General features: G+C 62.4%; 18 protein-coding genes. 6 read left to right on the top strand and 12 right to left on the bottom strand.

Annotated features, from left to right (window positions below):
• Window positions 1–323: 323 nt before the first annotated feature.
• The 4 genes from aztD to ASE71_RS34475 all read left to right on the top strand — a co-directional run bounded on the left by aztD (window position 324) and on the right by ASE71_RS34475 (window position 5,157).
• A complete protein-coding gene (gene aztD / locus ASE71_RS34490) occupies window positions 324–1,556 on the top strand; it encodes a zinc metallochaperone AztD (RefSeq protein WP_060516603.1) in 1,233 nt (410 codons plus the stop codon).
• 253 nt (window positions 1,557–1,809) lie between these two features.
• Window positions 1,810–3,618, top strand: coding sequence for a protein-disulfide reductase DsbD (gene dsbD / locus ASE71_RS34485; RefSeq protein ID WP_060516605.1), 1,809 nt, complete (start codon window positions 1,810–1,812; stop codon window positions 3,616–3,618).
• Window positions 3,615–4,439, top strand: a complete 825-nt coding sequence (locus ASE71_RS34480; protein WP_034794693.1) for a TlpA disulfide reductase family protein — start codon at window positions 3,615–3,617, stop codon at window positions 4,437–4,439. The genes dsbD and ASE71_RS34480 overlap by 4 nt, the downstream gene beginning before the upstream one ends.
• Window positions 4,440–4,548: 109 nt before the next feature.
• Complete coding sequence (locus ASE71_RS34475) at window positions 4,549–5,157, top strand: DsbA family protein (protein ID WP_060516608.1); 609 nt, start codon at window positions 4,549–4,551, stop codon at window positions 5,155–5,157.
• Between the two features lie 228 nt (window positions 5,158–5,385).
• Here ASE71_RS34475 and ASE71_RS34470 read toward each other — a convergent pair whose 3' ends face one another.
• From ASE71_RS34470 to ASE71_RS34435, 8 genes are all read right to left on the bottom strand, one after another.
• Window positions 5,386–5,619 (bottom strand): hypothetical protein, encoded by a 234-nt coding sequence (locus tag ASE71_RS34470; RefSeq protein WP_034794697.1) that lies wholly within the window; start codon window positions 5,617–5,619, stop codon window positions 5,386–5,388.
• Between the two features lie 130 nt (window positions 5,620–5,749).
• Complete coding sequence (locus tag ASE71_RS34465) at window positions 5,750–6,454, bottom strand: gamma-glutamyl-gamma-aminobutyrate hydrolase family protein (protein ID WP_082566434.1); 705 nt, start codon at window positions 6,452–6,454, stop codon at window positions 5,750–5,752.
• Between the two features lie 103 nt (window positions 6,455–6,557).
• Window positions 6,558–7,520, bottom strand: coding sequence for an ATP-binding cassette domain-containing protein (locus tag ASE71_RS34460; RefSeq protein WP_060516612.1), 963 nt, complete (start codon window positions 7,518–7,520; stop codon window positions 6,558–6,560).
• A complete protein-coding gene (locus tag ASE71_RS34455; protein ID WP_060516614.1) occupies window positions 7,517–8,428 on the bottom strand; it encodes an ABC transporter ATP-binding protein in 912 nt (303 codons plus the stop codon). Before ASE71_RS34455 ends, ASE71_RS34460 begins: the two co-directional genes overlap by 4 nt.
• Window positions 8,425–9,246: an ABC transporter permease gene (locus ASE71_RS34450; RefSeq protein ID WP_034794912.1), complete on the bottom strand. Its 822-nt coding sequence runs from the start codon at window positions 9,244–9,246 to the stop codon at window positions 8,425–8,427. Before ASE71_RS34450 ends, ASE71_RS34455 begins: the two co-directional genes overlap by 4 nt.
• 5 nt (window positions 9,247–9,251) lie before the next feature.
• Entirely contained in the window at window positions 9,252–10,187 is a 936-nt protein-coding gene (locus ASE71_RS34445; protein WP_060517351.1) for an ABC transporter permease, read from the bottom strand.
• Window positions 10,188–10,268: 81 nt separating this feature from the next.
• The gene (locus ASE71_RS34440; protein ID WP_060516616.1) at window positions 10,269–11,861 is read right to left on the bottom strand and encodes an ABC transporter substrate-binding protein; all 1,593 of its coding nucleotides are present in this window, start codon (window positions 11,859–11,861) and stop codon (window positions 10,269–10,271) included.
• A 55-nt stretch (window positions 11,862–11,916) separates the two neighbouring features.
• Window positions 11,917–13,542, bottom strand: a complete 1,626-nt coding sequence (locus ASE71_RS34435; protein WP_060516619.1) for an amidohydrolase — start codon at window positions 13,540–13,542, stop codon at window positions 11,917–11,919.
• 204 nt (window positions 13,543–13,746) lie between these two features.
• Here ASE71_RS34435 and ASE71_RS34430 point away from each other — a divergent pair, with 204 nt between their 5' ends.
• Window positions 13,747–14,688, top strand: a complete 942-nt coding sequence (locus ASE71_RS34430) for a LysR family transcriptional regulator (RefSeq protein ID WP_060516621.1) — start codon at window positions 13,747–13,749, stop codon at window positions 14,686–14,688.
• Window positions 14,689–14,742: 54 nt separating this feature from the next.
• On the opposite strand, the gene ASE71_RS34425 is transcribed toward ASE71_RS34430, so the two are convergent.
• Both ASE71_RS34425 and ASE71_RS34420 read right to left on the bottom strand, forming a co-directional pair.
• Entirely contained in the window at window positions 14,743–17,193 is a 2,451-nt protein-coding gene (locus tag ASE71_RS34425; RefSeq protein WP_034794731.1) for a GcvT family protein, read from the bottom strand.
• Window positions 17,194–17,271: 78 nt separating this feature from the next.
• Window positions 17,272–18,063, bottom strand: coding sequence for a DeoR/GlpR family DNA-binding transcription regulator (locus tag ASE71_RS34420; protein WP_060516623.1), 792 nt, complete (start codon window positions 18,061–18,063; stop codon window positions 17,272–17,274).
• Between the two features lie 204 nt (window positions 18,064–18,267).
• Between ASE71_RS34420 and ASE71_RS34415 the strand changes: the two genes are divergently transcribed.
• The gene (locus ASE71_RS34415) at window positions 18,268–19,305 is read left to right on the top strand and encodes a GlxA family transcriptional regulator (RefSeq protein WP_034794738.1); all 1,038 of its coding nucleotides are present in this window, start codon (window positions 18,268–18,270) and stop codon (window positions 19,303–19,305) included.
• Between the two features lie 73 nt (window positions 19,306–19,378).
• Here ASE71_RS34415 and ASE71_RS34410 read toward each other — a convergent pair whose 3' ends face one another.
• On the bottom strand, window positions 19,379–21,388 hold the full coding sequence (locus ASE71_RS34410) for a putative 2-aminoethylphosphonate ABC transporter permease subunit (RefSeq protein WP_060516628.1): 2,010 nt from the start codon (window positions 21,386–21,388) through the stop codon (window positions 19,379–19,381).
• 2 nt (window positions 21,389–21,390) lie between these two features.
• On the bottom strand, window positions 21,391–22,572 hold the full coding sequence (locus ASE71_RS34405; RefSeq protein ID WP_060516630.1) for a putative 2-aminoethylphosphonate ABC transporter ATP-binding protein: 1,182 nt from the start codon (window positions 22,570–22,572) through the stop codon (window positions 21,391–21,393).
• Window positions 22,573–22,577: the final 5 nt, after the last annotated feature.

Genomic DNA, 22,577 nt, shown 5'->3' with positions numbered 1-22,577 from the left:
TGGCGGGTTTTGGTCCATCTCGCCCAAAGCCCCCCAGCCCTGAAAATCGGCGAAGCCCACCAACGGAGAAACCGAGCATTTCAAAGGGTGGCGGCAACACATGCCGCCATCCGCCGCTCCAGGCGAAGTTGCGGAATGCCAATCGGTCCGTCAGGACCGAGCTTCACACTCCTTAACGCCAGCGAGCCACGTAGGCCGCCGTCGCGGGCCGCCTGTGACGGCTTCGTTGACGCATGTGCAAACGTCAGCTTGTTGCCGCTGGACAAGGCGAATGTAACGCTATAACACAACACATGTTACGTTATTACATTATAGGAGATTTCATGTCCCGCTCCGGTTTGCCCGCGCTTTTCGCCACCACCATTCTCGCGACCCTCGCCTTTCCGTTGACCTCTCATGCCGAGGAAGAACAGCAGCGCGAGACCTGGCGTTTGTTCATTGCCGACCACACCCAGCCCGTGGTCCGCGCCATCGATTTGGAAACGGACAAGGAAATCGGCCGTTTTGACCTTGAAGGCTACGCCGCCCTTTCCCTGAGCGACACCGGACGAACCGTCTTTGCCGTCCAGGGCGAACAGAACCTGATCCATGCCATCGACACCGGCATAGCGCTTTCCGATCACGGCGAGCACCGGGACATCGAGGTCAAGGAGCCGAGGCTGCTTGAGACAACCATTCGCGGACAAAAGCCCGGCCACGTGGTTGCCCATGGTGACGATCTCGCCATCTTCTACGATCGCGGTGGCAAGTTCGATCTGCTTGGCGAAAGCGCGCTTCTGGACGGCAAGGCGGAGCTCAAGGCTTACGATACTACCGCCGCACACCATGGCGTCGCGGTTTCGACCGGCAACCATCTTCTCGTTTCGGTCCCGAACCTCGAAGCGACGGTAAAGGAAGGTGAGCTTCCTCCCCGCCTGGGCCTGCGTGTTCTCGACAAGGAGGGCAAGCAGGTCGGCGATGTCGCAACCTGCACGGGGCTCCACGGTGAAGCGACGTCCGCCCGCCTGGCCGCCTTCGGTTGCGCCGAGGGCGTCCTGGTCGCACGCCCAGGTGGGCTCGATGGCCCCAAGCTCGAGATGCTCGCCTATGGCGACAAGCTGCCGGAAGGCAAGGTATCCACACTGCTCGGCGGCACTTCTATGCAGTTCTTCCTTGGGAACTACGGAGAAGACAAGGTCGTACTGATCGACGCCGACGCGAAGGAACCCTACCGCCTCGTCGAACTGCCGCTGCGGCGGGTGGACTTCATCCTCGATCCGGCAAAGTCACGCAACGCCTATATCCTGACGGAGGACGGCAAGCTTCACCTCCTTGACGTCGTGGATGGCGTGATCACCAAATCGGAAATCGTCACGGAGCCCTACAGCAAAGATGGCCACTGGCGCGACGCAAGGCCCCGCCTCGCCGTCGCCGGCAATCACCTCGCCATCACTGATCCGCGCCAAAGCCTGGTACGCGTGATCGACACGGAAACACTGAAGGAGACCCGCACGATCGCGGTCGAGGGACAACCCTTCGCAATCGTCGCAGCCGGTGGGTCGGGCGCAACCCACTAGGCAACACAGGCAATGAAGTCTGGACGCCGGCCAAAGGGCCGGTGTCCATAAGCAGGTGAACCCGGTAGCACCGGTTGCCCGACCATCGTTCGGCCTTTTCTTCCGGAATTACACCGAGAGCCAGCGCCAAGGTCTTAGCGGATTAACTTGCGCGGCCCGTTTCTATCCTTCGCCTTGGTCAATCATTTTAAGGCTGCCTTAAGGTAGCGGCCTGATCGCTCCGCCCTCGATTGAAGACGAGGACGCAAGAACGATGCGGAAAGCAAGTCTGCTGGCGCTGGTTTGGGTTTTGATTGCGGCCATCCTGCCAGCCCGGGCGCTCGAGGCGCCCCTGCCGATGGACGAGGCCTTCGTACCTGGGATCGCCAGGCAAGACGACGGCCGGCTGGCGATCACATGGACGATTGCTGACGGCTACTATCTCTACAGGGACTTCCTGGCAGCAGAAGATGAGGGTAACCGGCCGATCACCCTGCAAACCGAACCGGAGACAGTCAAGGACGATCCGGGCTTCGGCACAACCGAGGTCTATTACCAAAAGGCTTCGGCCCGGATCGCGAATGCGCCTCCGCTCATTCGCCTCACCTATCAGGGCTGCCAGGATGGCGGGCTTTGTTATCCGCCGACAACGCGGACGATCGATACCGCCGCGATGACCATCAGCAAACCGGTCGGTGGTTTTGCCTTTGCGCCTGCCAAGGACGCACGGCCCGTGGAAGCGCCGGACACAGGTTTTTCCATCGCAGCTGACGGCGGAGAAACGGCGGTCGACCGGCTCATGACCGGTGGCGGGTTTGCGCTGCTTCTTGCAGGCTTCCTCGGCTTCGGACTGCTGCTCGCCTTCACGCCCTGCGTTTTCCCGATGTATCCGATCGTCGCGGCCATGCTCACGCGCGAGGGAGAGGGGCTGACGGCACGACGCGGTTTCATGCTCGCCTCCGCTTATGTGCTGGCCCTTGCGTCCGCCTTCGGTCTCCTTGGCATCGTGGCCGCTTGGTCGGGGCAAAACCTGCAGATCGTGATGCAATCGCCCGTCGCTGTCGGCGTGGTCGCGGCACTGTTCGTCCTGCTGGCGCTCTCCAGCTTCGGGCTCTTCCACATCAAGCTGCCGGCAGTGATCGGCAACCGCCTGAGCGGCGGCCGGCAGAAGGGCGGCTCGGTCGCCGCCGCCGCCCTGCTCGGTCTTTCCTCCGCCTTCCTCATCGGCCCCTGCGTAACCGCGCCGCTTGCCGGCGCCCTCCTCTACATCGCCCGGACCGGTGACATTGCGGTCGGCGCACTCGCCCTTTTCGCCCTTGGCCTTGGCAAGGGCATCCCGCTCATCATCATGGCGACAATCGGCGGCAAGGCGCTTCCACGCGCCGGCGCGTGGATGGAACGTGTCCGGCACGTCTTCGGCTTCGCATTCCTGGGAACGGCGATTTGGCTTGCGACGCCGCTTGTGCCGGAGCGCTTCGTCCTCCTGCCCTGGGCCGTGTTTTCCCTTGCCTTCGGCATCTACGCGGTCGCTCCCGACGGGCTGCGGTCCACAGGCGGCTACGGCGTACTGACGCGCTTGACCGCCGTCGTCTCGCTCATTTGGGGTAGTCTGCTGCTGGTGGGCTTCGGCCTTGGAGCCAGCGATCCGCTCACTCCGCTCGGCCCGCTCAAGAGGGCGGCGAGTGTTGACCAAACAGCCGCCATCCAGAAGTCGGATTTTACCAAGGTCGGCTCGGCGGGCGCACTCTCCCGCCTTCTCGACACCGCAGCCTCCGGGAGGCAACCCACCCTCGTCTATGTCACCGCTGGCTGGTGCGTCACCTGCCGCACGATCGAGCGGTCCGTTCTGACAAAGCCTGATGTCGCGGCGAGCCTTGACGGGATCCGCTTGGTCAGCCTCGACGTCAGCACCCTCGATGCGGAGAATGGCGCACTGATGCGATCACTTGCCGTCGTTGGCCCGCCGACTATGATCTTCTTCAACCGCAGCAAAGAGGAGGCCCCCGGTACGCGCCTCGTCGGAGAAATCACGGCCGGCTCGCTTGCGGAGGCGGCACGGATGGCCAAGGGCAGCGCGCAATGAACGCCGTCGCAATAGGTCCCTTCGCTTTTTCCGCCGATCGCTTTTCGGTCATCGCCGGGTTGATCGTCTTCATGCTTGTCGGCTCGCTCCTTGCCGCCCGCATCCACAACCGGCTTGGCACCTTTACGACGGCTGCCACACTTTTCGGCGTTGTCGGCGCGCGCGCCGGGCATGTGCTCATCCATGCCGAGAGCTTCCTGCAGGAGCCGTTGCGAGTTCTCGCCATCTGGCAGGGCGGCTTTTCCCCGACGGGCGGATTCCTCGGTGTTTTCCTCGCCGCAGTGATGCTCTGGCGAAACGCACCGAAAGCCGCTCCTTGGGCGATCCTGCCGCTTGCGGCCGGCCTCTTCGTCTGGGTCGTCGCCACAACCCTTACCGATAGCGGCGCTGCACCCCGTGCCCCGGAAACGTCCTATGCCGTTCTCGCACGGAACGAGAGCCTCGCCATCGCCGAGCGCAAGGGCCGCCCGGCGGTTCTCAATCTCTGGGCAAGCTGGTGTCCGCCCTGCCGGCGGGAAATGCCGATGATGGCGGAGATGACCGAAAGGAATCCTGAGGTCGACTTTTTCTTCGCCAACCAGGGCGAAAGCCGCGCGGCGATAGAATCCTATCTGCGCCAAACAGGCGTCGACCTGGAAACCATCCTTCTCGACCCTTTCTCGGGCCTATCCCGGCACTACGGCGCGATCGGCCTTCCTGCCACACTTTTCATCAACCCGGACGGTACGCTCGCCGCCACCCATCTCGGCGAAATCTCCCGCGAGGCAATCGCCGAACGGCTCGCCGCCTTTGCATCTGAGGACAGGAAGCAGGCAGAATGACAGCCCCGGCCTTTCCGACTTTCGTCGTTTGCCTGCGCGGCATGATCCTCGAAATCGCCGCACGCGCCGTCGCTCTCGGCCCCAATCCATTCGCACAAGGAGAAATCTGATGTTCACCCGCAGAACCGTTCTGACGGCCACGGTCGCGACCGCCGCCGCCGTGCTTGTCGGAGGCCGATCATCCTTCGCCCAGCAATTGACCAAGGAGGAGGTGTTTTTCGACAAGGACGCGCCCGTCCTTGGCAATCCGAAGGGCGATGTCACCATCGTCGAGTTCTTCGACTATCAGTGCCCTTACTGCAAGAAAGTGCATCCGACGGTCGAGAAGGTGGTCAAGGCCGACGGCAACGTGCGGCTCGTGCTGAAGGACTGGCCGATCTTGGGCGAAGCCTCCGTATTCGCCGCACAGGCAGTGCTTGGAGCCGCCCAGATCGGCAAATACCAGCCGGCGATGGAGGCGCTGATGAAAACCAAGGCGAGGCTGTCGCAGGACGACATCGAGAAGGCGCTGACCGGGGCGGGTCTTTCGATGAAGGACCTGACCGCAGCCGTGAACACGCACAATGCCAAGATTTCCGGGCTGCTCGACCGCAACTACAGTCAGGCACTCGCCTTCAATTTCGCCGGCACGCCATCCTTCGTCATCGGTTCGGCGATCATTCCCGGCGTTCTGGATGAAAAAGGACTGAAGGACGCCATCGCCAAAGCGCGGAGTTGAAGCACGAACTTGGTGAGCTTACCGGACTGCCGCTTCGAAAGGCGGCCAGAGCCCATTTGCGCGCGACCTGACCGGTTGAAAGGGTCGCGCGCCGAGAGGTTCACCTTGGCAGCCAGCCGACGAGCGGAAACCGGGATCGCTCAGCCTGGTGAGCCACCGCAGTCCGACCAGGCAGGCACCCATTCGGCCACCCGACTGCGGCCTTTCTGGCATCATTGAACGACCTTGCTAGGCCGAGAATTTCACCGTTACGCCGCGCTGCCGAAAGTACGCCTGCATCAGCTTCCGTCCGGAACGGTTGTTTTGCACGAGCCTGGTCGGGTCGAATACGGCCTCTTTCAAACCTGCCCGCATCAATGCTGCCTTGAGGGTCGCGATATGAAGATCGATGTCGGCATTGTCTGCCTGCAGCGATGCGTAAATGCGATCTGTTGCCTCTGCTACGGTCGGTTCGCTCACTATACACTCCTGTTGCTGTCTTGCTGGCGTTTGGCACGCTTGTCGGCTTGGCCCTATTTGCTGGAGCCGCCAACGTCAATCGGGAGAGGGCAGAATGTGCTTCCGACAGAACGCAGCAGGGCCTTGGAACAGGTTATCGAAGGTGTCGGCTTGACGCCTCGACGAAGGCGTCGAAGACGCGAGCGCCCGGATGGCTGTCGGCATCCAGCATTTCGGGGTGCCATTGAAGGCCCATGGCAAAGGTCTGCGAGCCGATCTCGATCGCTTCAACGACACCATCCGGGGCTCGGGCCGTAACGGTCACCGCGCCCGATACCTCCACGATCGCCTCGCGGTGAAACGTGTTCACGGTGAATGTTTCGATGCCGAGGATGTCGGCCATTCTGGTGCCGGGGACAACGCTGACGTCATGCGAGAAATTGGCCTGGTCGTGATTGAGCGCGTCGGGCCACGACGAATGGACATCGGAAACCATCCGGCAACCGTTGAGGCAGCCGAGCATCTGCATGCCGTTGCAGATGCCGAGCACAGGCTTGTCGCGCGCAAGGAAACTTTCCATCAATGCCATGTCGACGGCTAGCCGATCCGAGGGCGGATACTGGGATTGGTCTCCTTCGACATACCAGCTTTTCGGGAAGTTGATGCGGCCGCCGACGCTTAAGAACCCATCAAAATCTTCGACGACCTGGTCGACGAGATCGGGAACATAGGGGATGCCGAAGGCAAAGGCGCCGGCGCGGCGCAGGGCGGAAAAGTAATTTCGCGAGACGTCATAGCGTCCACCGCCCGCACTGGTGTTTTCATCCATGATCACGGCGATCTTCGGCATGCGTTTCATCGGGTTCATCCTAGATTTCAATGATTCCAAGTTCGGACGTTGAGCAACCTAGCCTATCTTTGCCGCGGGGCGGAACGGGGCTTCGCTCAGCGCATTCCATCGGTTAGGCCAAAGCCATCCGAACCCTATGGTTCCCGCCGATCTCGATCAGTTCGGATCGAACAGGCGCGGTAAAAACATCCGGCGCGGTGCTGCCATCGGAAACGAAGCTGCGGCCGGCAAGTTGCGGCACGGTGGCGTCGCTCGCCTGCCTTTCCGCCGGATTCAGCGCAGCATCCGGATCGGGAATGGCGGCGATCAGGCGGCGCGTGTAGGGATGGGTGGGGACTTCGAAAATCTCGCGCCAGCCGCCCTCTTCCACGACTTCGCCGAAATACATCACCAGCACCCGGTCGCTCATATGTTCCACCACGCTCAGATCGTGGCTGATCATCAGATAGGAGAGGCCGAGTTTTTCCTGAAGGTCGAGCAGCAGATTGATGATCTGCGCGCGGATCGACACGTCGAGGGCCGAGACCGGCTCGTCGAGCACGACGATCTCAGGCTCGAGGATCAGCGCGCGGGCGATGCCGATGCGCTGGCGCTGGCCGCCGGAGAACTCATGCGGATAGCGTTTGGCCTGTTCGGGCGTCAGGCCGACATTCTTGAGCATCGCCTCGATGCGGCCTTCGATTTCCGAGGCGGCGGTAATGCCGTGCAGCCGCAGCGGTGCTGCGAGCGAGGTGCGCACGGACTGGCGGGGGTTGAGCGAGGCATAAGGATCCTGGAACACCATCTGCACCGCTTTCGCCCGGTCCATCCGTTGCGGCGCGCCGGGCCCCGCGAGCGGCTGACCGCGATAGCGGATCATGCCCTCAGTCGGTTCCTGCAGGCCGAGAATGGAAAGCGCCGTCGTCGATTTCCCGCAACCGGATTCACCGACGATCGACAGGCATTCGCCATTGGCAAGCTCGAAGCTGATGCCGTTGACGGCGTGAAGCGTACGCCGTCCTTTGCCGAGCAGGCCACCGCCGGAAATGGGGAAACGGACATGGAGATCGTCCACCTGAAGCAGCGGCGCGGTCATGGCTGGCTCCCTTCCCGTTCGCGTGGCGCGATGAAGCGGCTTTCCGTCAGCTTCGAGCGGTCGGCGATGATGCTGTCGATGTCGACGAGCCGCTGCCGCCCATGTTCGCTGCGGCTGCCAAGGCGCGGCAGGGCGCCGAGCAGGCCGCGGGTGTATTCGTGCCGCGGGCTTTCAAAGAGCGCCCGCGTCTCGTTCTCCTCGACGAGGCAGCCCGAATACATCACGCCGACGCGCTGGCAGATGCTGGCGATGACGCCAAGGTCGTGGCTGATGAAGAGGACGGCCGTCCCGCGCGCCGCGCAGAGTTCCTTGATGAGGCGCAGCACCTCGGCCTGCACGGTTACGTCGAGTGCCGTCGTCGGCTCATCGGCGATCAACAGGTCCGGGCTGCAGGCAAGCGCCATCGCGATCATCACCCGCTGGCGCAGCCCGCCGGACATCTGGTGCGGATAGTTCCTGGCACGGCGATCAGGGTTGGGCACGCGCACATTCCCGAGCGCTTCGACGGCGAGCTTTTCGGCTTCCGCCCAGCGTTTTCCCTGATGTAGCACGAACATCTCGGCGATCTGTCGCCCGACCGTTGAAAGCGGGTTCAGCGCCGTCATCGGCTCCTGGAAGATCATGGCGATGCGATTGCCGCGCAGGCGCCGCATCTCGCGTTTCGGCAACGCCAGCAGGTTCTGCCCCTTGAACAATATCTCGCCACTGGTAACGGCAAGCGGCCGTTTCAAAAGGCCCATGACGGCAAGCGATGTGACCGATTTTCCGGACCCGGATTCGCCCACGAGGCCATAGGCCTCGCCGGGCATGATCTGGAACGAGACGCCCTTGAGCAGTGGATGGTAGCTGGAACGGCCGAGCGAAACGCCAAGCTGCAGGTTCTTGATGTCGAGAAGCGGCGCGGTCATGGCTTGCGCGTCCTCATATGCGGATCGAGGCTGTCACGCAGACCATCGCCGAGAAGGTTGAAGCCAAGCACCGAAAGGAAGATGGCAAGGCCAGGGAAGAGCGCCGCCCAGGGGGCGAGCTGGATCAGCTGGCGTGCATCGGTCAACATCGAACCCCAGCTCGGGAATGGCGGCTGGATGCCGAGGCCGAGGAAGGAGAGCGCCGCTTCAGACAGCACCGCCGACCCCATGCCGAGCGTTGCCATGACGAGGATCGGCCCCATCATGTTCGGCAGAATCTGCGTGAACATGATGCGCAGGTCGCCATAGCCCAGCGTCTGGGCCGCCTGCACGTAGCCTTGCGATTTCAAGGAGAGAGTCGAGGAGCGAGCGATGCGGCAGGTCCAGCTCCAGTTGGTGAGGCCAAGCGCGATCAAGAGCGACGGCAGGCCGGGGCCAAGCACCGCCATGACGGCAAGCGCGAAGATCAACGAGGGGATGGCGAGCATGACGTTGGTCAGGCCGTTGACCAGATCGTCCCACCAGCCGCCCCAATAGCCGGCCGTCATGCCGAGCGTGACGCCGATGATCGAGTTGATCACCTGCGACACGATGCCAACAGTCAGCGAGATCTGCGCGCCGTAAAGAATGCGGGTATAGACGTCCCGTCCCTGCCCGTCCGTGCCGAACCAGAAGGTGGCGTCCGGCGGCAGTTCGGAGTTCATCAAGTCGGCATCGAGCACGGGGTCAAAGGGCGCGATCCAATGGGCAAGGACACCGGCGAAGATGACGAGCGCAGTCAGCGTCGCACCGAGCCAGAAGTTGAAGCCGAGGCGCACGGTCGTCACTCCTGCTTGATGCGCGGATCGATCGCGGCATAGACCAGATCGACGGCGGTGTTGATGATCAGGAACCACAGCACGATGACGAGGATCGTGCCCTGCACCACGGGAATGTCGCGGATCGCCACACTATCGACCAGCAGCGAGCCGATGCCCGGCCAGGCGAACAGCTTTTCGATGACGACGGCCTGGCCGATCAGCGAGCCGAACTGCAGGCCGACCGTGGTGACGATCAGCACCAGCGCATTGCGCGCCACGTGCCAGCGCACCACCTTCGCCTCGCTCATGCCTTTGGAATGGGCGGTGCGAATGAAGTCGGCGTTCAAAACGTCGAGCACGCCGGCCCGGGTGGTGCGCGCCAGCAGCGCGAGCGGCGTGACGCCGAGGGTCACGGCCGGCAGGATGAGGTTTCGAAACGAGCCGTCGCCGTAACCGAAACTGGGCAGCCAGTTCAGTTGCAGGGCGAAGAGATACATCATCAGAAGGCCGAGCCAGAATTGCGGCATGGAGAGGCCCGAAACCGCCCCGATCATCGTCACCGTATCGAGGATCGAACCGGGCCTGAGTGCTGCAAGAAAGCCGAGCGGCACGCCGACAACGATGGCGAAGACCATGGCGGCGACGGCCAGCTGAAGCGAGGCGCCCATGCGGTCGTTGATGAGGTCAATGACCGGCTGGCGGGTGCGGAAACTGGTGCCGAGATCGAACTGGGCGAGATCCGTAACATAGGTCACGAAGCGCTCCATCAGCGGCTTGTTCAGACCGAACTCCTCATTGAGGCGAGCGATCATTTGCGGATCGGCGGCACGCTTTCCGTCGGCAAAGAGGCTGGCCGCGAAGGTACCGGGGACGACGGAGAAGATAACGAAGATCAGCAGCGCCACCACGACGATCGTCGGGACGACCTGCAGAATGCGGCGCAGGGTAAAACGAAGCATGAGCGGTTCCATTTTGGCCACCCGGATGGGTGGGACAACTGATGTGTGGGGCGGCCGAAACCGCCCCGAACCTCTCAGGGCTTACTTGCGTGCGTCCGGCGCCGTGTCGTCGATCCAGATCTCGTCATAGGGCTGGACCGCCAGTTCCGTGGCGTTCGGGACAAGGCCGTGGATCCAGGGCTGGTAGGCCATGACCGCCTTGTTGTAGTTGAAGAACCAGACCGGCGCATCGTCCTGCACGATGTTGTTGGCCTGGCGCAGCAGATCGCTCTGCTTGGCAGGGTCGCGTTCCTGCTGGGCCGCCTCATAGAGTTTGTCGAAATCCGGGCTCGCATAGCTCGCGTAGTTGCAGGCGGACTGCGCCGTCTTGGAATAGAAGCAACGCAGTGCATTGAGCGGGTCGGGACCGGACAGGTTCGACCAGATGAAGGCCTGGAAGTTGTTCGACGTCACGGCATCGCCAAGCGCCGAGCTTTCGACCGGCTTCGGCTTCACGGTGACGCCGACCTTCTTCAGCATCGGCAGGATGGCTTCAACGATCGGCACGCCCCAGCTTTCGTTCGGGCTCGCCGTGACTTCGAACTCGAAGCCATCGGCATAGCCTGCTTCCGCCAGGAGTGCTTTCGCTTTCTCTGGATCGAAGGCGTAGGGCACCTTGTCCTTGTCGAAGGCCGGCGAAGACAGCGGCAGCCAGCCGGAGGCGGGGTAGGCCTTGTTCTTGACGAGCCGTTCAATGATCAGCGGCGCATTGATCGCATGGTTGATCGCCTGGCGGACCCGCTTGTCCTTGAAGGGTTCGAAGGCCGGGTTGAAGCCGATGTTGCGCGTATAGACCTCGGCAACTTCGAGCAGGTGATCCTTCAAGGCGTCTTCACCCTGATAGGCCTGGTATTGGGTCGGGCCAAGGATCGAGACATCGATTTCCTTGTTTCGGAACGCGACGTCGCGCGCGGCGTCCTCGGCCATCAGCACGATGTTGATGCGGTCGAGATAGGGCTTGCCCTCTTCGTAGTACTTGTCGAACTTTTCGACAACGACCTGCGATCCCGGCACGTGCTCCTTGAAGACGAAGGCGCCGAGGCCAACGGGGGTCTTGGCGAAGCTCGATTCATCCTTGACATCAGACGGATAAATCACCGTCGTGTTCTGCATCAGCGGGAAGCCGGGGTTGATCGGTCCGGTATAGGTGATCTCCAGCGTGTGGTCGTCGATTTTCTTGAGACCGGAAATCTCCTCAGCCTTGCCGGCGATGAACGCATCCGCACCCTTGATGACGGCAATGTAGCTTGCGCCCGGGAAGGCGTTCTTCGGGTTGGCGATGCGCTTGTAGCTGTAGATGATGTCGTCGGCCGTCAGTGGCTTGCCGTTGTGGAAGACGGCATTTTCGCGCAGGCGATAGGTGTGCACCGTACCATCCTCGGACACCTCTTCCGAGCTAGCGAGTTCCAGGACCGGCTTGTTCTGGATCGAATCCCAGCTGTAGAGCGCGCGGTGGATCGCCTGGGTGATGAATTCCTCCTGGGTGTTCGGGCTTGCCTGAACGTCGAGCGTGGCGAAGCTCGAGCCATAGGGTGCGGTAAAGACGAGCGTTCCGCCGTGGCGTTCGCCGGCAGCCAGCGCTCCGGTTGCCACCCCGAGGCCGAGCATTGCGGCCAATGTCAATCTTTTCAGCATGCTGTTTTCCCTCTCGTGCCGTTTTCGGCTTTGTGTTGATTGGTCTTTCAGGTCGTCAGCGTGCGTCGTGCACGACGCGGCCTGCAAGCAGGGTCATCAGGCAGCGTGTGCCTGAGAGAATGGTATCGGCCGGTGCCTCCAAGAGGTCGTTGTCGAAGACGGCGATGTCGGCCCATTGTCCCGGCACAAGCCTGCCCTTCACGTCTTCGGCCTTCTGAGAATAGGCGCCGTATTCCGTGTAGGCCTGCAACGCTTCCTCGCGGCTCAGCTTTTCCGCCTCCACCATCACGGTACCCTTGCCGGTCTTGCGCGTGATCATGGCGTGAAGGTTCGGGAAGGGATCGGGCGAGCAGACGGGCGAATCCGAGCCGGTCGAGGGCTTGAGACCCATGCGCATCCAGGTGCCGATCTGGTAGGAGGCCTTGCCCCGTTCCTCACCAAGCACGGAAACGTAGCTGTCGCCGAAATCGTGGATGAAGGCCATCTGCGGCGCCGGCAGGATGCCTGCCGCCTTCATGCGCCGATCTTGCTCCGGGCTCGAGAAGCCGCAATGCTCGATGCGATGGCGCCGATCCGGATCGGGATTACCGGCCAGCGCCTTTTCGTAGGCCGTGATCAGCTGCTCGATCGCACCGTCGCCGATGGCGTGGCAAGCCATCTGATAGCCCCGGTCGTGGCAGGATTTGACGATCGCCTCGACGTCGGCATCCGGCAGCATCTGTACGCCGATATTGTCGGGCTCGCCAAGATAGGGCTTCGACATCCATGCGGTGCGCCCGCCGGCCGAGCCGTCGAGGAAGATCTTCACGGCCCCGACGCGCAACATGTCGTCGCCCGCACCGGAAATGAGCCCGGCACGCCAGGAATCCTCTACGATCGAGACGCCGGGGTCGCCGAGCAGTGTCAGCCAGACGCGCACCGGCAGGCGGCCGGAAAGCTTGGCCATCTCATAAGCCTGGATTTCCGCAAAGCCGGCAAGTTGGCCGACCGCCGCATCCATGCAGCTCGTAATGCCGAGCGACAGAAGATAGCGCCCTGCCCGCTCGATGCCGTCGATCAACTCCTCCGTCGTCACCTCGGGAATAGCCGTCTTGATGAGGTTCTGCGCGTTTTCCGCCAGGAACCCGTTGAGGCGCCCGTCCGTGGTGCCGATTACGCCGCCGTCCGGCACCGGCGTCGCCTCGGTGACATCCGCCAGGCTCAGCGCCAGCGAATTCGCGATGGCCACATGGCCGCAGGCGCGCGTCAGCAGCACGGGATGATCCGGTACGGCGCGGTCGAGTTCCTCGCGGGTCGGATGCCGGCCGACATCGAGCTTGACCTGGTCATAGCCCCGTGCCCGCACCCATGCGCCCTTCGGCGTGACGGCCGCGCGTTCGGCAAGTTTCTCCATAAGGGCGGCAAGCGTCGGCGCAGCGGCAGGGGTCGCGTCGACCCAGCCCATGGTGATGCCGGTGGAGATCAGGTGAAGGTGATTGTCGATAAGACCGGGGCTGGCAAAACGGCCTTCGAGATCGATCACCTTGGTATGGGGCCCCTTGAGGCTCGCCATCTCGGCATCGCTGCCGGTGGCCAGAACCTTGCCCTGCCAAATGGCAACGGCCTCGCTGATCCCCTCCTCCCTGCCTCGCCAGATTCGGCCGTTGTGCAGAATAAGATCAGCGTGAAGCTGGAAGGCCATTAACAATCCCCCTTTTGTTATCAGCCTGATTTCGTGAGCCTCCTCGCTGCCTCGAAATCAGAACTGTTTGCCTTGGGCGCAACGTGGAAGGTTTGTCGGGGTTTGGCTAATTCGCTTTTAGCAAAGGCTGATGCAATATCGGCATAGCGATTTCTTTCCAACGACTTATGATCCCCTCAGCTGCAACGCAGGGGAGATCTGGGCATGGAGATCAAGTGGCTGGAGGACTTCGTGACCCTCGCCGACACGTGGAGTTTTTCGCGCGCTGCCGAGTTGCGCAACGTGACTCAGCCGGCGTTCAGCCGCCGCATCAAACAGTTGGAGCGTTGGCTCGGGGCAACGCTGATCAACCGCGCCACCATGCCGGCGGAACTGACGCCGGCAGGTCGCAATTTCCTGCCCATAGCGCAGGAGGCAATCCGAACCTTCTATGCAGCGCGCGAATCGCTACGCCCGTCTCACGAAGAAGGCCTCATCCGCTTTGCCGCGCTCCATACGCTGACGGTAACGATCTTCCCTGGCTGGCTCAAACTGCTCGAAAACGCAGGTGGCGCTTTCAGCACCTCGCTGATGCCCGACCGCGGCGGCATCGAGGCCAATCTTGACGCCCTCATCGGTGACGAGGCGGATTTCTTCCTGACTTATGCGCATTCGGAGGTGCCATTCCATCTCGACCGCGCACAATTCTCGTCGCTGACGATCGCCCATGATCGGCTGATCCCGCTCGCCGCCGCAAACGTCTCTATCCCCGATGGTACGCTACCGGGGCTGAATATTCTCGACCGGGCTGTGGCGCAGCCGCGGCTCGCCATTCCCTATCTGAGCTACGGGTTCAATTCGTTCTTCGGGGTCGCCCTTTCGCGTCTCATGCTGCGGCGCCCGCCCTTCCGGCGCCGCACGACGCATGAAAACACGATCAGTGCCGGGCTGATGAACATGGCGATGTCGGGTGCCGGCGTCTGCTGGTTGCCCGAAAGCCTTGCCCGTGACGCGATCGATGCCGGTGGCCTCGTACCCGCCTCTGCGGATAAGGGTTGGAATCTCGACCTCGAAATTCGGCTTTACCGTCACGCCGCGACGCGCAGCCGCAGGGTCGAGGACCTCTGGCAAACGGCAAAGCTCTTGCTGGAACGCGAGCCCGCCTAGACGGGCTCGCGGGAAGATCAACACGCGCAATTCGTCGCATCGCGAAAAGATGGTCTAAATCTTGACCCTCAGCGCACGCGGATCATATGCCGGTGCCAGATGCACCGTCGCGGCATAGCGAATGCCTGCAAGATCGATCTCGAAGCGCTCCCCCTCGAGGAACGTTTTGTCCACGCCTTCAGGGTTTTCAAGCAGGCCGAGTGCGACCGAACGCCCAAGCGTGTGACCGTAGGCGGCGGAGCGGACCTCGCCGACCGGTTTTCCCGCACGCAGGATCAGTTCGCCGCCCCAAAGCATGGGCAAGGGATCGTCCAGGGTAAACTGAACGATGCGGCGCGAGGGCAGGCCCTTGGTCTTTGCGGCCACGAGCGCATCGTGGCCGACAAAGCCGCCGGGTTTTCCCAGAGCAACCGCAAAGCCAAGACCAGCCTCGTAGGGGTTGATGTCGGGCGTCAGTTCCCGGCTCCAGGCGCGGTAGCCCTTCTCCAGCCGCAAAGCCTCAAGCGCATAGTAGCCGCAATCCGTCAGGCCGAAGGCGCGACCGACCTCGTGCAGCGCCTCGTAAACACCGACAGCGAATTCTGTCGGCACGATCAGTTCCCAGCCGAGTTCGCCGACATAGGTCATGCGGTTGGCAAAGGCCGTGGCGTAACCGATATCGATCTCGCGGATAGTCGCGAAGGGAAAGCCCTCGTTCGAGATATCCGCCGAGGTAAGCTTCGAGAGGATGTCGCGCGATTTCGGTCCCATCAGCGCCAGGACTGCATAGGACGACGTCACGTCGGTCAAAGTCACGTGGGCGTCCGCGGCAAGGTTCTTGCGGATCCAGTCCGCATCATGCACCGCTTGGGCCGAACCTGTGATCAGCATGAAGCGATCGGCCGCAAGTCGCATGACGGTCAGGTCGCTCTCGTAGCCGCCCCGCGCGTTCAAGAGTCCGGTATAGACAGAACGGCCGATCTCGCCGTCGATGTCGGCAGCGCAGATGCGGTTAAGCGCTGCTGCCGCATCCCGCCCCTGCACAAGCAGCTTGGCGAAGGAGGTCTGGTCGAAAATGCCGGCGGCCTCGCGCGTTGCCTTCATCTCGCGCTTGACCGCTTCATGCCAGTTCTGCCGACCGAAGGAATACTCGGTGACGGGGCGCTCGCCTTCCGCAGCAAACCAATTGGCCCGTTCCCATCCCATTTTCGAACCGAAGCACGCGCCCTTGGCGGCAAGCCGATCGTACAGAGGCGAACGGCGGAAGGGGCGTGCCGTATCCAGCTCCCGGTTCGGCCAAGGCATCGCATAGTGCAGACCGAGCGTTTCCTTGACGCGATCGTGAAGCCAGCGCGGATTGTTGTTGAAGCCCGCGAAGCGACGGATATCGACCGGCCAAAGATCCATGGTCGGCGCGCGGTTTACGATCCACTCGGCAAGGGCTCGACCTGCCCCGCCGGCGCTGGCAATCCCCATGGAGTTGAAGCCTGCGCCGACAAAGAAGTTCTTCAGTTCGGGCGCCTCGCCGAGAATGAAATTGTTGTCCGGGGTAAAACTCTCCGGGCCGTTGTAAAACTTCTTCACCTCGGATGTTTCAAGCTGCGGCACGCGCTGCAGCGCATTGTGCATCAGGATTTCGAACTGATCCCAATCGTCAGGTAAGAGGGCGAACTCGAAATCGTCGGGAATGCCTGCCATGCCCCAGGGCTTGGCTTCCGGCTCGAAGCCACCCATGACGAGCCCGCCGACTTCCTCCTTGAAATAGATGTAGCCGTCCGGATCGCGCATGACCGGCAGGTCAGGATGTACGCCCTCGATGCGGCCGGTGACGATATACATGTGCTCGGCCGAGTGCAGCGGCACGGTGACGCCGCACATCTGGCCGACCTTGCGTGCCCATTGACCGGCACAGTTGACGACGATCTCCGCGGCAATGGCCCCCCGATCGGTTTCGACGCCGGTGACGACGCCGTTTTTGGTCGAAATGCCTGTGACCCGGACGCGCTCGATCACGCGGGCGCCGCGATTGCGGGCGCCTTTGGCGAGCGACTGCGTGAGGTCTGTTGGATTGGCCTTGCCGTCGCCCGGCAGCCAGACGGCGCCGACGAGATCGTCGATCGCCATGACCGGCCAGAGCTCCTGCGCTTGCTTCGGCGAGATCACCTCGATCGCGACGCCTTGGGCGCGAGCAGAGGCCGCCGTGCGCTTCAACACGGTCATGCGGTCTTGCGTGCGGGCAACCGAGAGCGAGCCGCAATTCTTCCAGCCCGTGGCAAGGCCGGTCTCGGACTCAAGCTCGCTATAGAGCTTGGTCGAATATTTGATGAGGCCCGTCATGTTGGCGTGGCTGCGCAACTGACCGACGAGACCGGCCGCATGCCAGGTGGTGCCGCCGCTTAACTGCCCCTGCTCCAGCAAAACGACGTCGTTCCAGCCGAGCTTGGTTAAGTGATACGCGACCGAGCAGCCTATAATACCGCCGCCGACGATGACGACCTGTGCCTGTGTTGGAAATTCCTGCGCCATGAAACGACCTCCCGAACCCATGGAAGGCCGCACGGTAACAAAACGCGGACAAAGAACAAGACAAAAAGTTACAAAAGATTACATTTGGTGTTCTGCAACGACCAGGGCTGGACCTTTGCGCTCGAGCGCCTCGCGGATCGCCTCCGGCGGATGTCGATCAACAATCACTCCGGCGGCGGCTTCGAAGCGGGGAATGCGAAGCGGCGTCAGCCGTCCGAACTTGGAACTGTCGAGTACGAAATAGGCTTTGGCCGCCGTTGCCACCATGCGCGAGCGCTGCTCGGCGCCGCTGCGGGTAAAGTCGGTCACCTCTCCATCGGGCGACAGGCCCCCGCCGCCTAAGAACGCGACGTCGACGCGGAAATGGCTGATCGCCTCGAGCGCATCGATACCGATGGCCGCTTCTTCATCCGGATCGATTTCGCCGCCGAGCATATGAACGCGCACCTGGGGCTGTCGGCACATCAGCAAGGCGATCGATAGCGAAGTCGTGCAAATCGTTAAGTTTTTTCGCCCAGTCAGGGCATGGGCCACAGCAAGCGTCGTCGTGCCGGAATCAAGGAAGAGCACCATGCCGTCGCGCACGAGACCTGCTGCTGCACGACCGATCAGCGCTTTTGGCCCGGCATTCTCTTCCCGCCGCTCGACGAAGGCCGCTTCCGTCGGCTCGAACAGGGTGGCGCCGCCATGGACAAGATCGAGCTGGCCGCGATCGGCAAGAAGCTTCAGATCGCGCCTGATGGTCTGACGCGAAACATCGAAGAAATCCGCAAGCTCGGTGATACCAACGGTACCGTCGGCTGCAAGCCGCCTGAGGATCTCGCCGTGACGGCGTGGAGCAAGAGCGCGGGCGTTTTGTTGTTCTGACATGTGACTATCTGTGTCCATTTTTGTCCATTTGACAAGCTGCAACGGCTGTCCACGCCGCAGCGCACGCGTAGTGGCCCCTCATCCGCACGGATTTCGAGCGGATTTCTTCGGATCCTCGTTTTAACGGGATTGGCAACGGTCCAATATGTTGCATAATGTAACTATTCTTTCCGCGCACCACTTCGACGCCCTCAGGAAGAGACAATGCAACAGCCATGTACGCAGGCTCGCCACTTCACCTTCTACCTGCTCGATGGATTTACCCTCCATGGCTTCTCCGCGGCGATCGAAGCGCTACGCCTCGCCAATGACGTGGCCGGCCGCCCGGTATACGGGTGGCACCTTGTAGCGGCGGATGGAGCACCCGCCGTTTCATCCTGCGGCACGGGCATTCCGGTAGCGGCGCCGCTCTCGGCCGAACGCAACCGGTTTGGCCGCGATGCAGATCCGGGCTTCATCGTCATCTGTGGCGGCCGCAAGAAGCCATCGGCCGACAGGGCCCTGGAGGCCTGGCTGCGATCAGGCGCTCGCAGCAACGCGCGCCTCGCCGGGCTTGGCGGCGGCGTCTACTGCCTAGCGCGCGCGGGGCTGCTCGATGAGCGTCGCTGCGCCGTTCACTGGGAACACTTTCCAGACTTCTCCGAGCGGTTCTTCATCGCGGACCCGCGCCAGACCGCCTTTGAGATCGACGGCGGGATCTATACCTGCGCCGGCGGCAACGCGCCCTTCGACATGTTCCTGCACATCATCGAAGAGGACCTTGGTCGGGACGTGGCCACCCGTATCTGCGAGGCGGCACTCTGCGAGCGGCTGCGTGAGACCGGCGAGCGCCAGCGATTACCGTTGCAGGCACGTCTCGGCATCGACAACCCTCTATTGATTCGTGTCATCGAAAAGATGGAGGCAAATCTTGCCGAGCCATTGAAGCTCGCCGACATGTGGCCCTCGACCGGACTTTCCCGGCGCCAGATCGAGCGCCTGTTTCGAAGAGAAATGGGGCGCACGCCGGCGCGCTACTATCTCGACCTCAGGCTCGAGCGCGCTCACCTGCTGCTCATAACCTCGTCGCTTCAGGTCATCGAAATCGCGGTCGCCTGCGGCTTTTCCACCGCCTCGCACTTTTCCCGCACCTACCGCGAACGCTACGGCCTTACGCCGCAGCGTTCGCGTCTCAACGAGATGGAGCGCCTGCGCGCAGGAAACGACCGCAAAGTGGTGATGGCGGAGCTCCGGGTGGCGTAGAGTGACGCGGACAAAAGCGCCGCCGTCCTTCAGAACGAAGGACGGCGGCGCTTTGCGAAGGGCTGGTTGCGGGTTAGCGCCAAGCCTGGGTGCGCGCGAGCAGACCGCGCGCGATCAGCGCGTGGACAAGTTTGGCCGCAACATTAGTGTAAAAGATCATCATGCCCATGGCCGCGGCCGGCGCTATATCGCCGGCGTCGTCCATGTTTAGCACGGCGACTGACGCGAGCTTGGTGTCGGTCGAATAGAGAAACACCACCGCCGAGACGGTCGTCATCGCATTGACGAAGAGATAGATAGCGATGTTGAGGATCGCCGGCAGGCAGACCGGCACCGTGACCCGAAAGAACAGCCGGTGGAAGGGCTGTTTCAGCGACGCGGCGACGGATTCGAACTCCGGGTCCATCTGCTTCAGCGCCGTCAGCGCGGTCAGGTGCGCGACGGTATAAAAGTGCGTCACGGTCGAGACGACGAGGATCGTCATCGTGCCGTAGATCGGGTGCAGCGGATTGGCCGGGTTGTTGAAGAAGAAGATATAGGCAAGGCCGAGCACCATGCCGGGCACCGCCATCGGCATCATCGCCAGGAAGTGAAAGAGGCCACGGCCGAAGCGGAAGCCATCGGCCTTCTCCACCATGTAGGCGCCGGCAAAGACGACGATCGAACCGAAGAGTGCCGTCAAAAGCGCGAGCCGGATCGAGTTGCCATAGGCGGCCCAGCCGCCACCGTCCATCAGGTCGAAGGCAAAATTCTTGGCTGTCAGCGTCAGGTCATAGGGCCAGAACTTCACCACCGCTGCGATCTGGCACATGGCGATCATGCCGAGGATGAAGAGGCTGACGAAGCAGGCAAAGGTGAAGCACAGACCGTCCATGCGGGCATTGGGCTTCGGCTGATAGGGCACGGCGCGCGCCGACAGAAGCGCTACCTGCCGCTTCTGCATGTGCCGGTCGACGTAAAAGGCAAGCACCGCCGGCACCAGCAGGATGACGGAAACGACCGCGCCCATCTCGAAGTTCTGCTGGCCGATCACCTGCTTGTAAATGTCGACGGCGAGCATGCCGTATTGTCCGCCGATCACCTTGGGCAGGCCAAAATCGGTGATGACAAGCGTGAAGACGACGAAGGCCGCAGAGACGATGCCGAAGCGCGCGCCGGGCACCGTGACGGTCGTGAAGGTCCGCCATTTGCTGGCTTTGAGCGATGCGGCCGCCTCATAGTGGCGAGCATCGGCAATCGAGAGCGCCGTCAGGATGATCAGGAAGGCATGCGGCAGGGTGAAGAAAACAGAGCCGATGACGATGCCGATCGGCCCGTAGATCGAATAGCCAAAAAGCCAATCCCTGAAGATGCCCTGATTGCCGAAGAGATAGACGAGTGCAATGCCCGGCAAGAGTGACGGCACCAGGATCGGGATCGTCAGGGTGCCGCGGAAAAGCCCTTTGAGCGGCATGCAGCTGCGCGTCAGGCCGTAGGCAAGCGCAAAGGCGACCGAGATCGTGAACACCGTGCTGATCACCGCCATCAGCACGGAATTGTAGATCGACTGCGCAAGCGCCGGCGTCGAGAAATAGGTCGTGAAGTTCGTAAAACCCAGAGCGCGCGCGGGTCGCAGCACGACGCGCCGGAAGGTACCGGAATCATAGTCCCGCCACTCAGTCCCCTTTTCGAGGGTGGAGCCGACCAGGAAGGCGGCATCGTCGTTCGTGCCGCGAATACGGTAGTGAACGGGGCTGCGGAACTTGAAATCCGGGAATAATTTTGTGGCCGCGAGCCGTCCGTCGGAACTGCTGGAAAGCTCGGCTTCCGTCACCGCCCCGAGTTCCCGGTTCAGGTCTTCGGCGGTGACGACCGGCCCCCAGTTCGCCCCCGTCTCGTCGCTCACCTGGAACTCGAAAGCCGAAAGCTCGAACCGGTAGGTCGACAGCGACTTCGACAGCATGACGAAGAGCGGCGCGCCAAGCGCGACGACCAGATATAGCCCGATGACCGCCATGAAGCCGAGCTTGATGCGGTCGTCTTTGGAGGATTCCTGGCGCAGCCGCTTGCCGATCAGGGGAAGGTGGGGTGCTTCCAGAACCATGTTCATCGTCCAGCCCCCCTCGGATAGAGCAGCAGGCGTTCGCGCGGGATCTCCACCTGGATGGCGCCGCCGGTTTCGATCCGGAGGCGTCTCACCGCGTTGACGGAGAAGTCGGCAACCAGCGTGCGCTCGCCGAGACGCGGGGCCGTCAGGCGCGTGCGCCAGAACATGCCGAGGAACTCCATCTCGCGCACCTCGGCATCGATCAGGTTCTGCGGTGTGGCCGGCCGGTCGCTGGCGTTGACGGCATGGGCATCGGCTCCGTGGGGAATGATGTCGACCGGGCGGACGACCGCCGTTGCCGCATGGCCGGCGCAAAAATCCTCCGTCGAACAGCAAAAGGCGGAGTGGCCGATCTCGACTTCGTCATCTCCAAGAACCCGGGCTTCGAACTGATTGGTCTCGCCGATGAAGTCGGCGACGAACAGCGTTTCGGGATGACGGTAGATTTCGGTCGGCGAGCCGACCTGCTCGATGACGCCGTGGTTCATGACGACGATCCGGTCGGCCATGGCGAGGGCCTCCTCCTGGTCGTGCGTCACCATGATGGTCGTCACACCGAGCTTTCTCTGCAGCGCCTTGATCTCATGGCGAAGGTGCACGCGAACCTTGGCGTCGAGTGCCGACAGCGGCTCGTCGAGCAACAATAGCCCCGGCGAGATGGCGATGGCGCGGGCAAGCGCGATGCGCTGTTGCTGGCCACCGGAAAGCTGGGCCGGATACTTCTTGCCGTGCGCCGAAAGGCCGACCGTTTCCAAGAGTTCGGCGACCCGGGATGCGACCCCCGCCTTCGATCGGCCGGTGTCTTCCAGGCCAAAGGCGATGTTCTGCTCGATCGTCAGATTGGGAAAGAGCGCATAAGACTGGAAGACAATGCCATAGTCGCGGCTAGAAGCCGGCAGCGTGGAGATATTGCGGCCGTCTTGCAGGATGGTGCCTTGCGTCTGCAGGTCGAGACCGGCGATGGCTCGCAGCAACGTCGTCTTGCCGCAGCCGGACGGGCCGAGAAAACAGACGAACTCGCCCCTGGCAATCGACAGCGAAATGTCGCGAAGCGCGACGAAATCGCCATAGGTCTTCCAGAGATCCGAGATCTGCAAGTAGGGGGCCGGCTCCGCGGCCGCGTCATCGGCGAAGTGCTGACGGCTGGTGGGCGTCGGTTCGATCGACAGGGCATGCCTCATCTGCA

Origin of the sequence: Ensifer sp. Root954, from assembly GCF_001429005.1 — a bacterium.
GTDB lineage: Bacteria > Pseudomonadota > Alphaproteobacteria > Rhizobiales > Rhizobiaceae > Ensifer > Ensifer adhaerens.
This window is presented reverse-complemented; position numbering and strand designations above follow the sequence as displayed.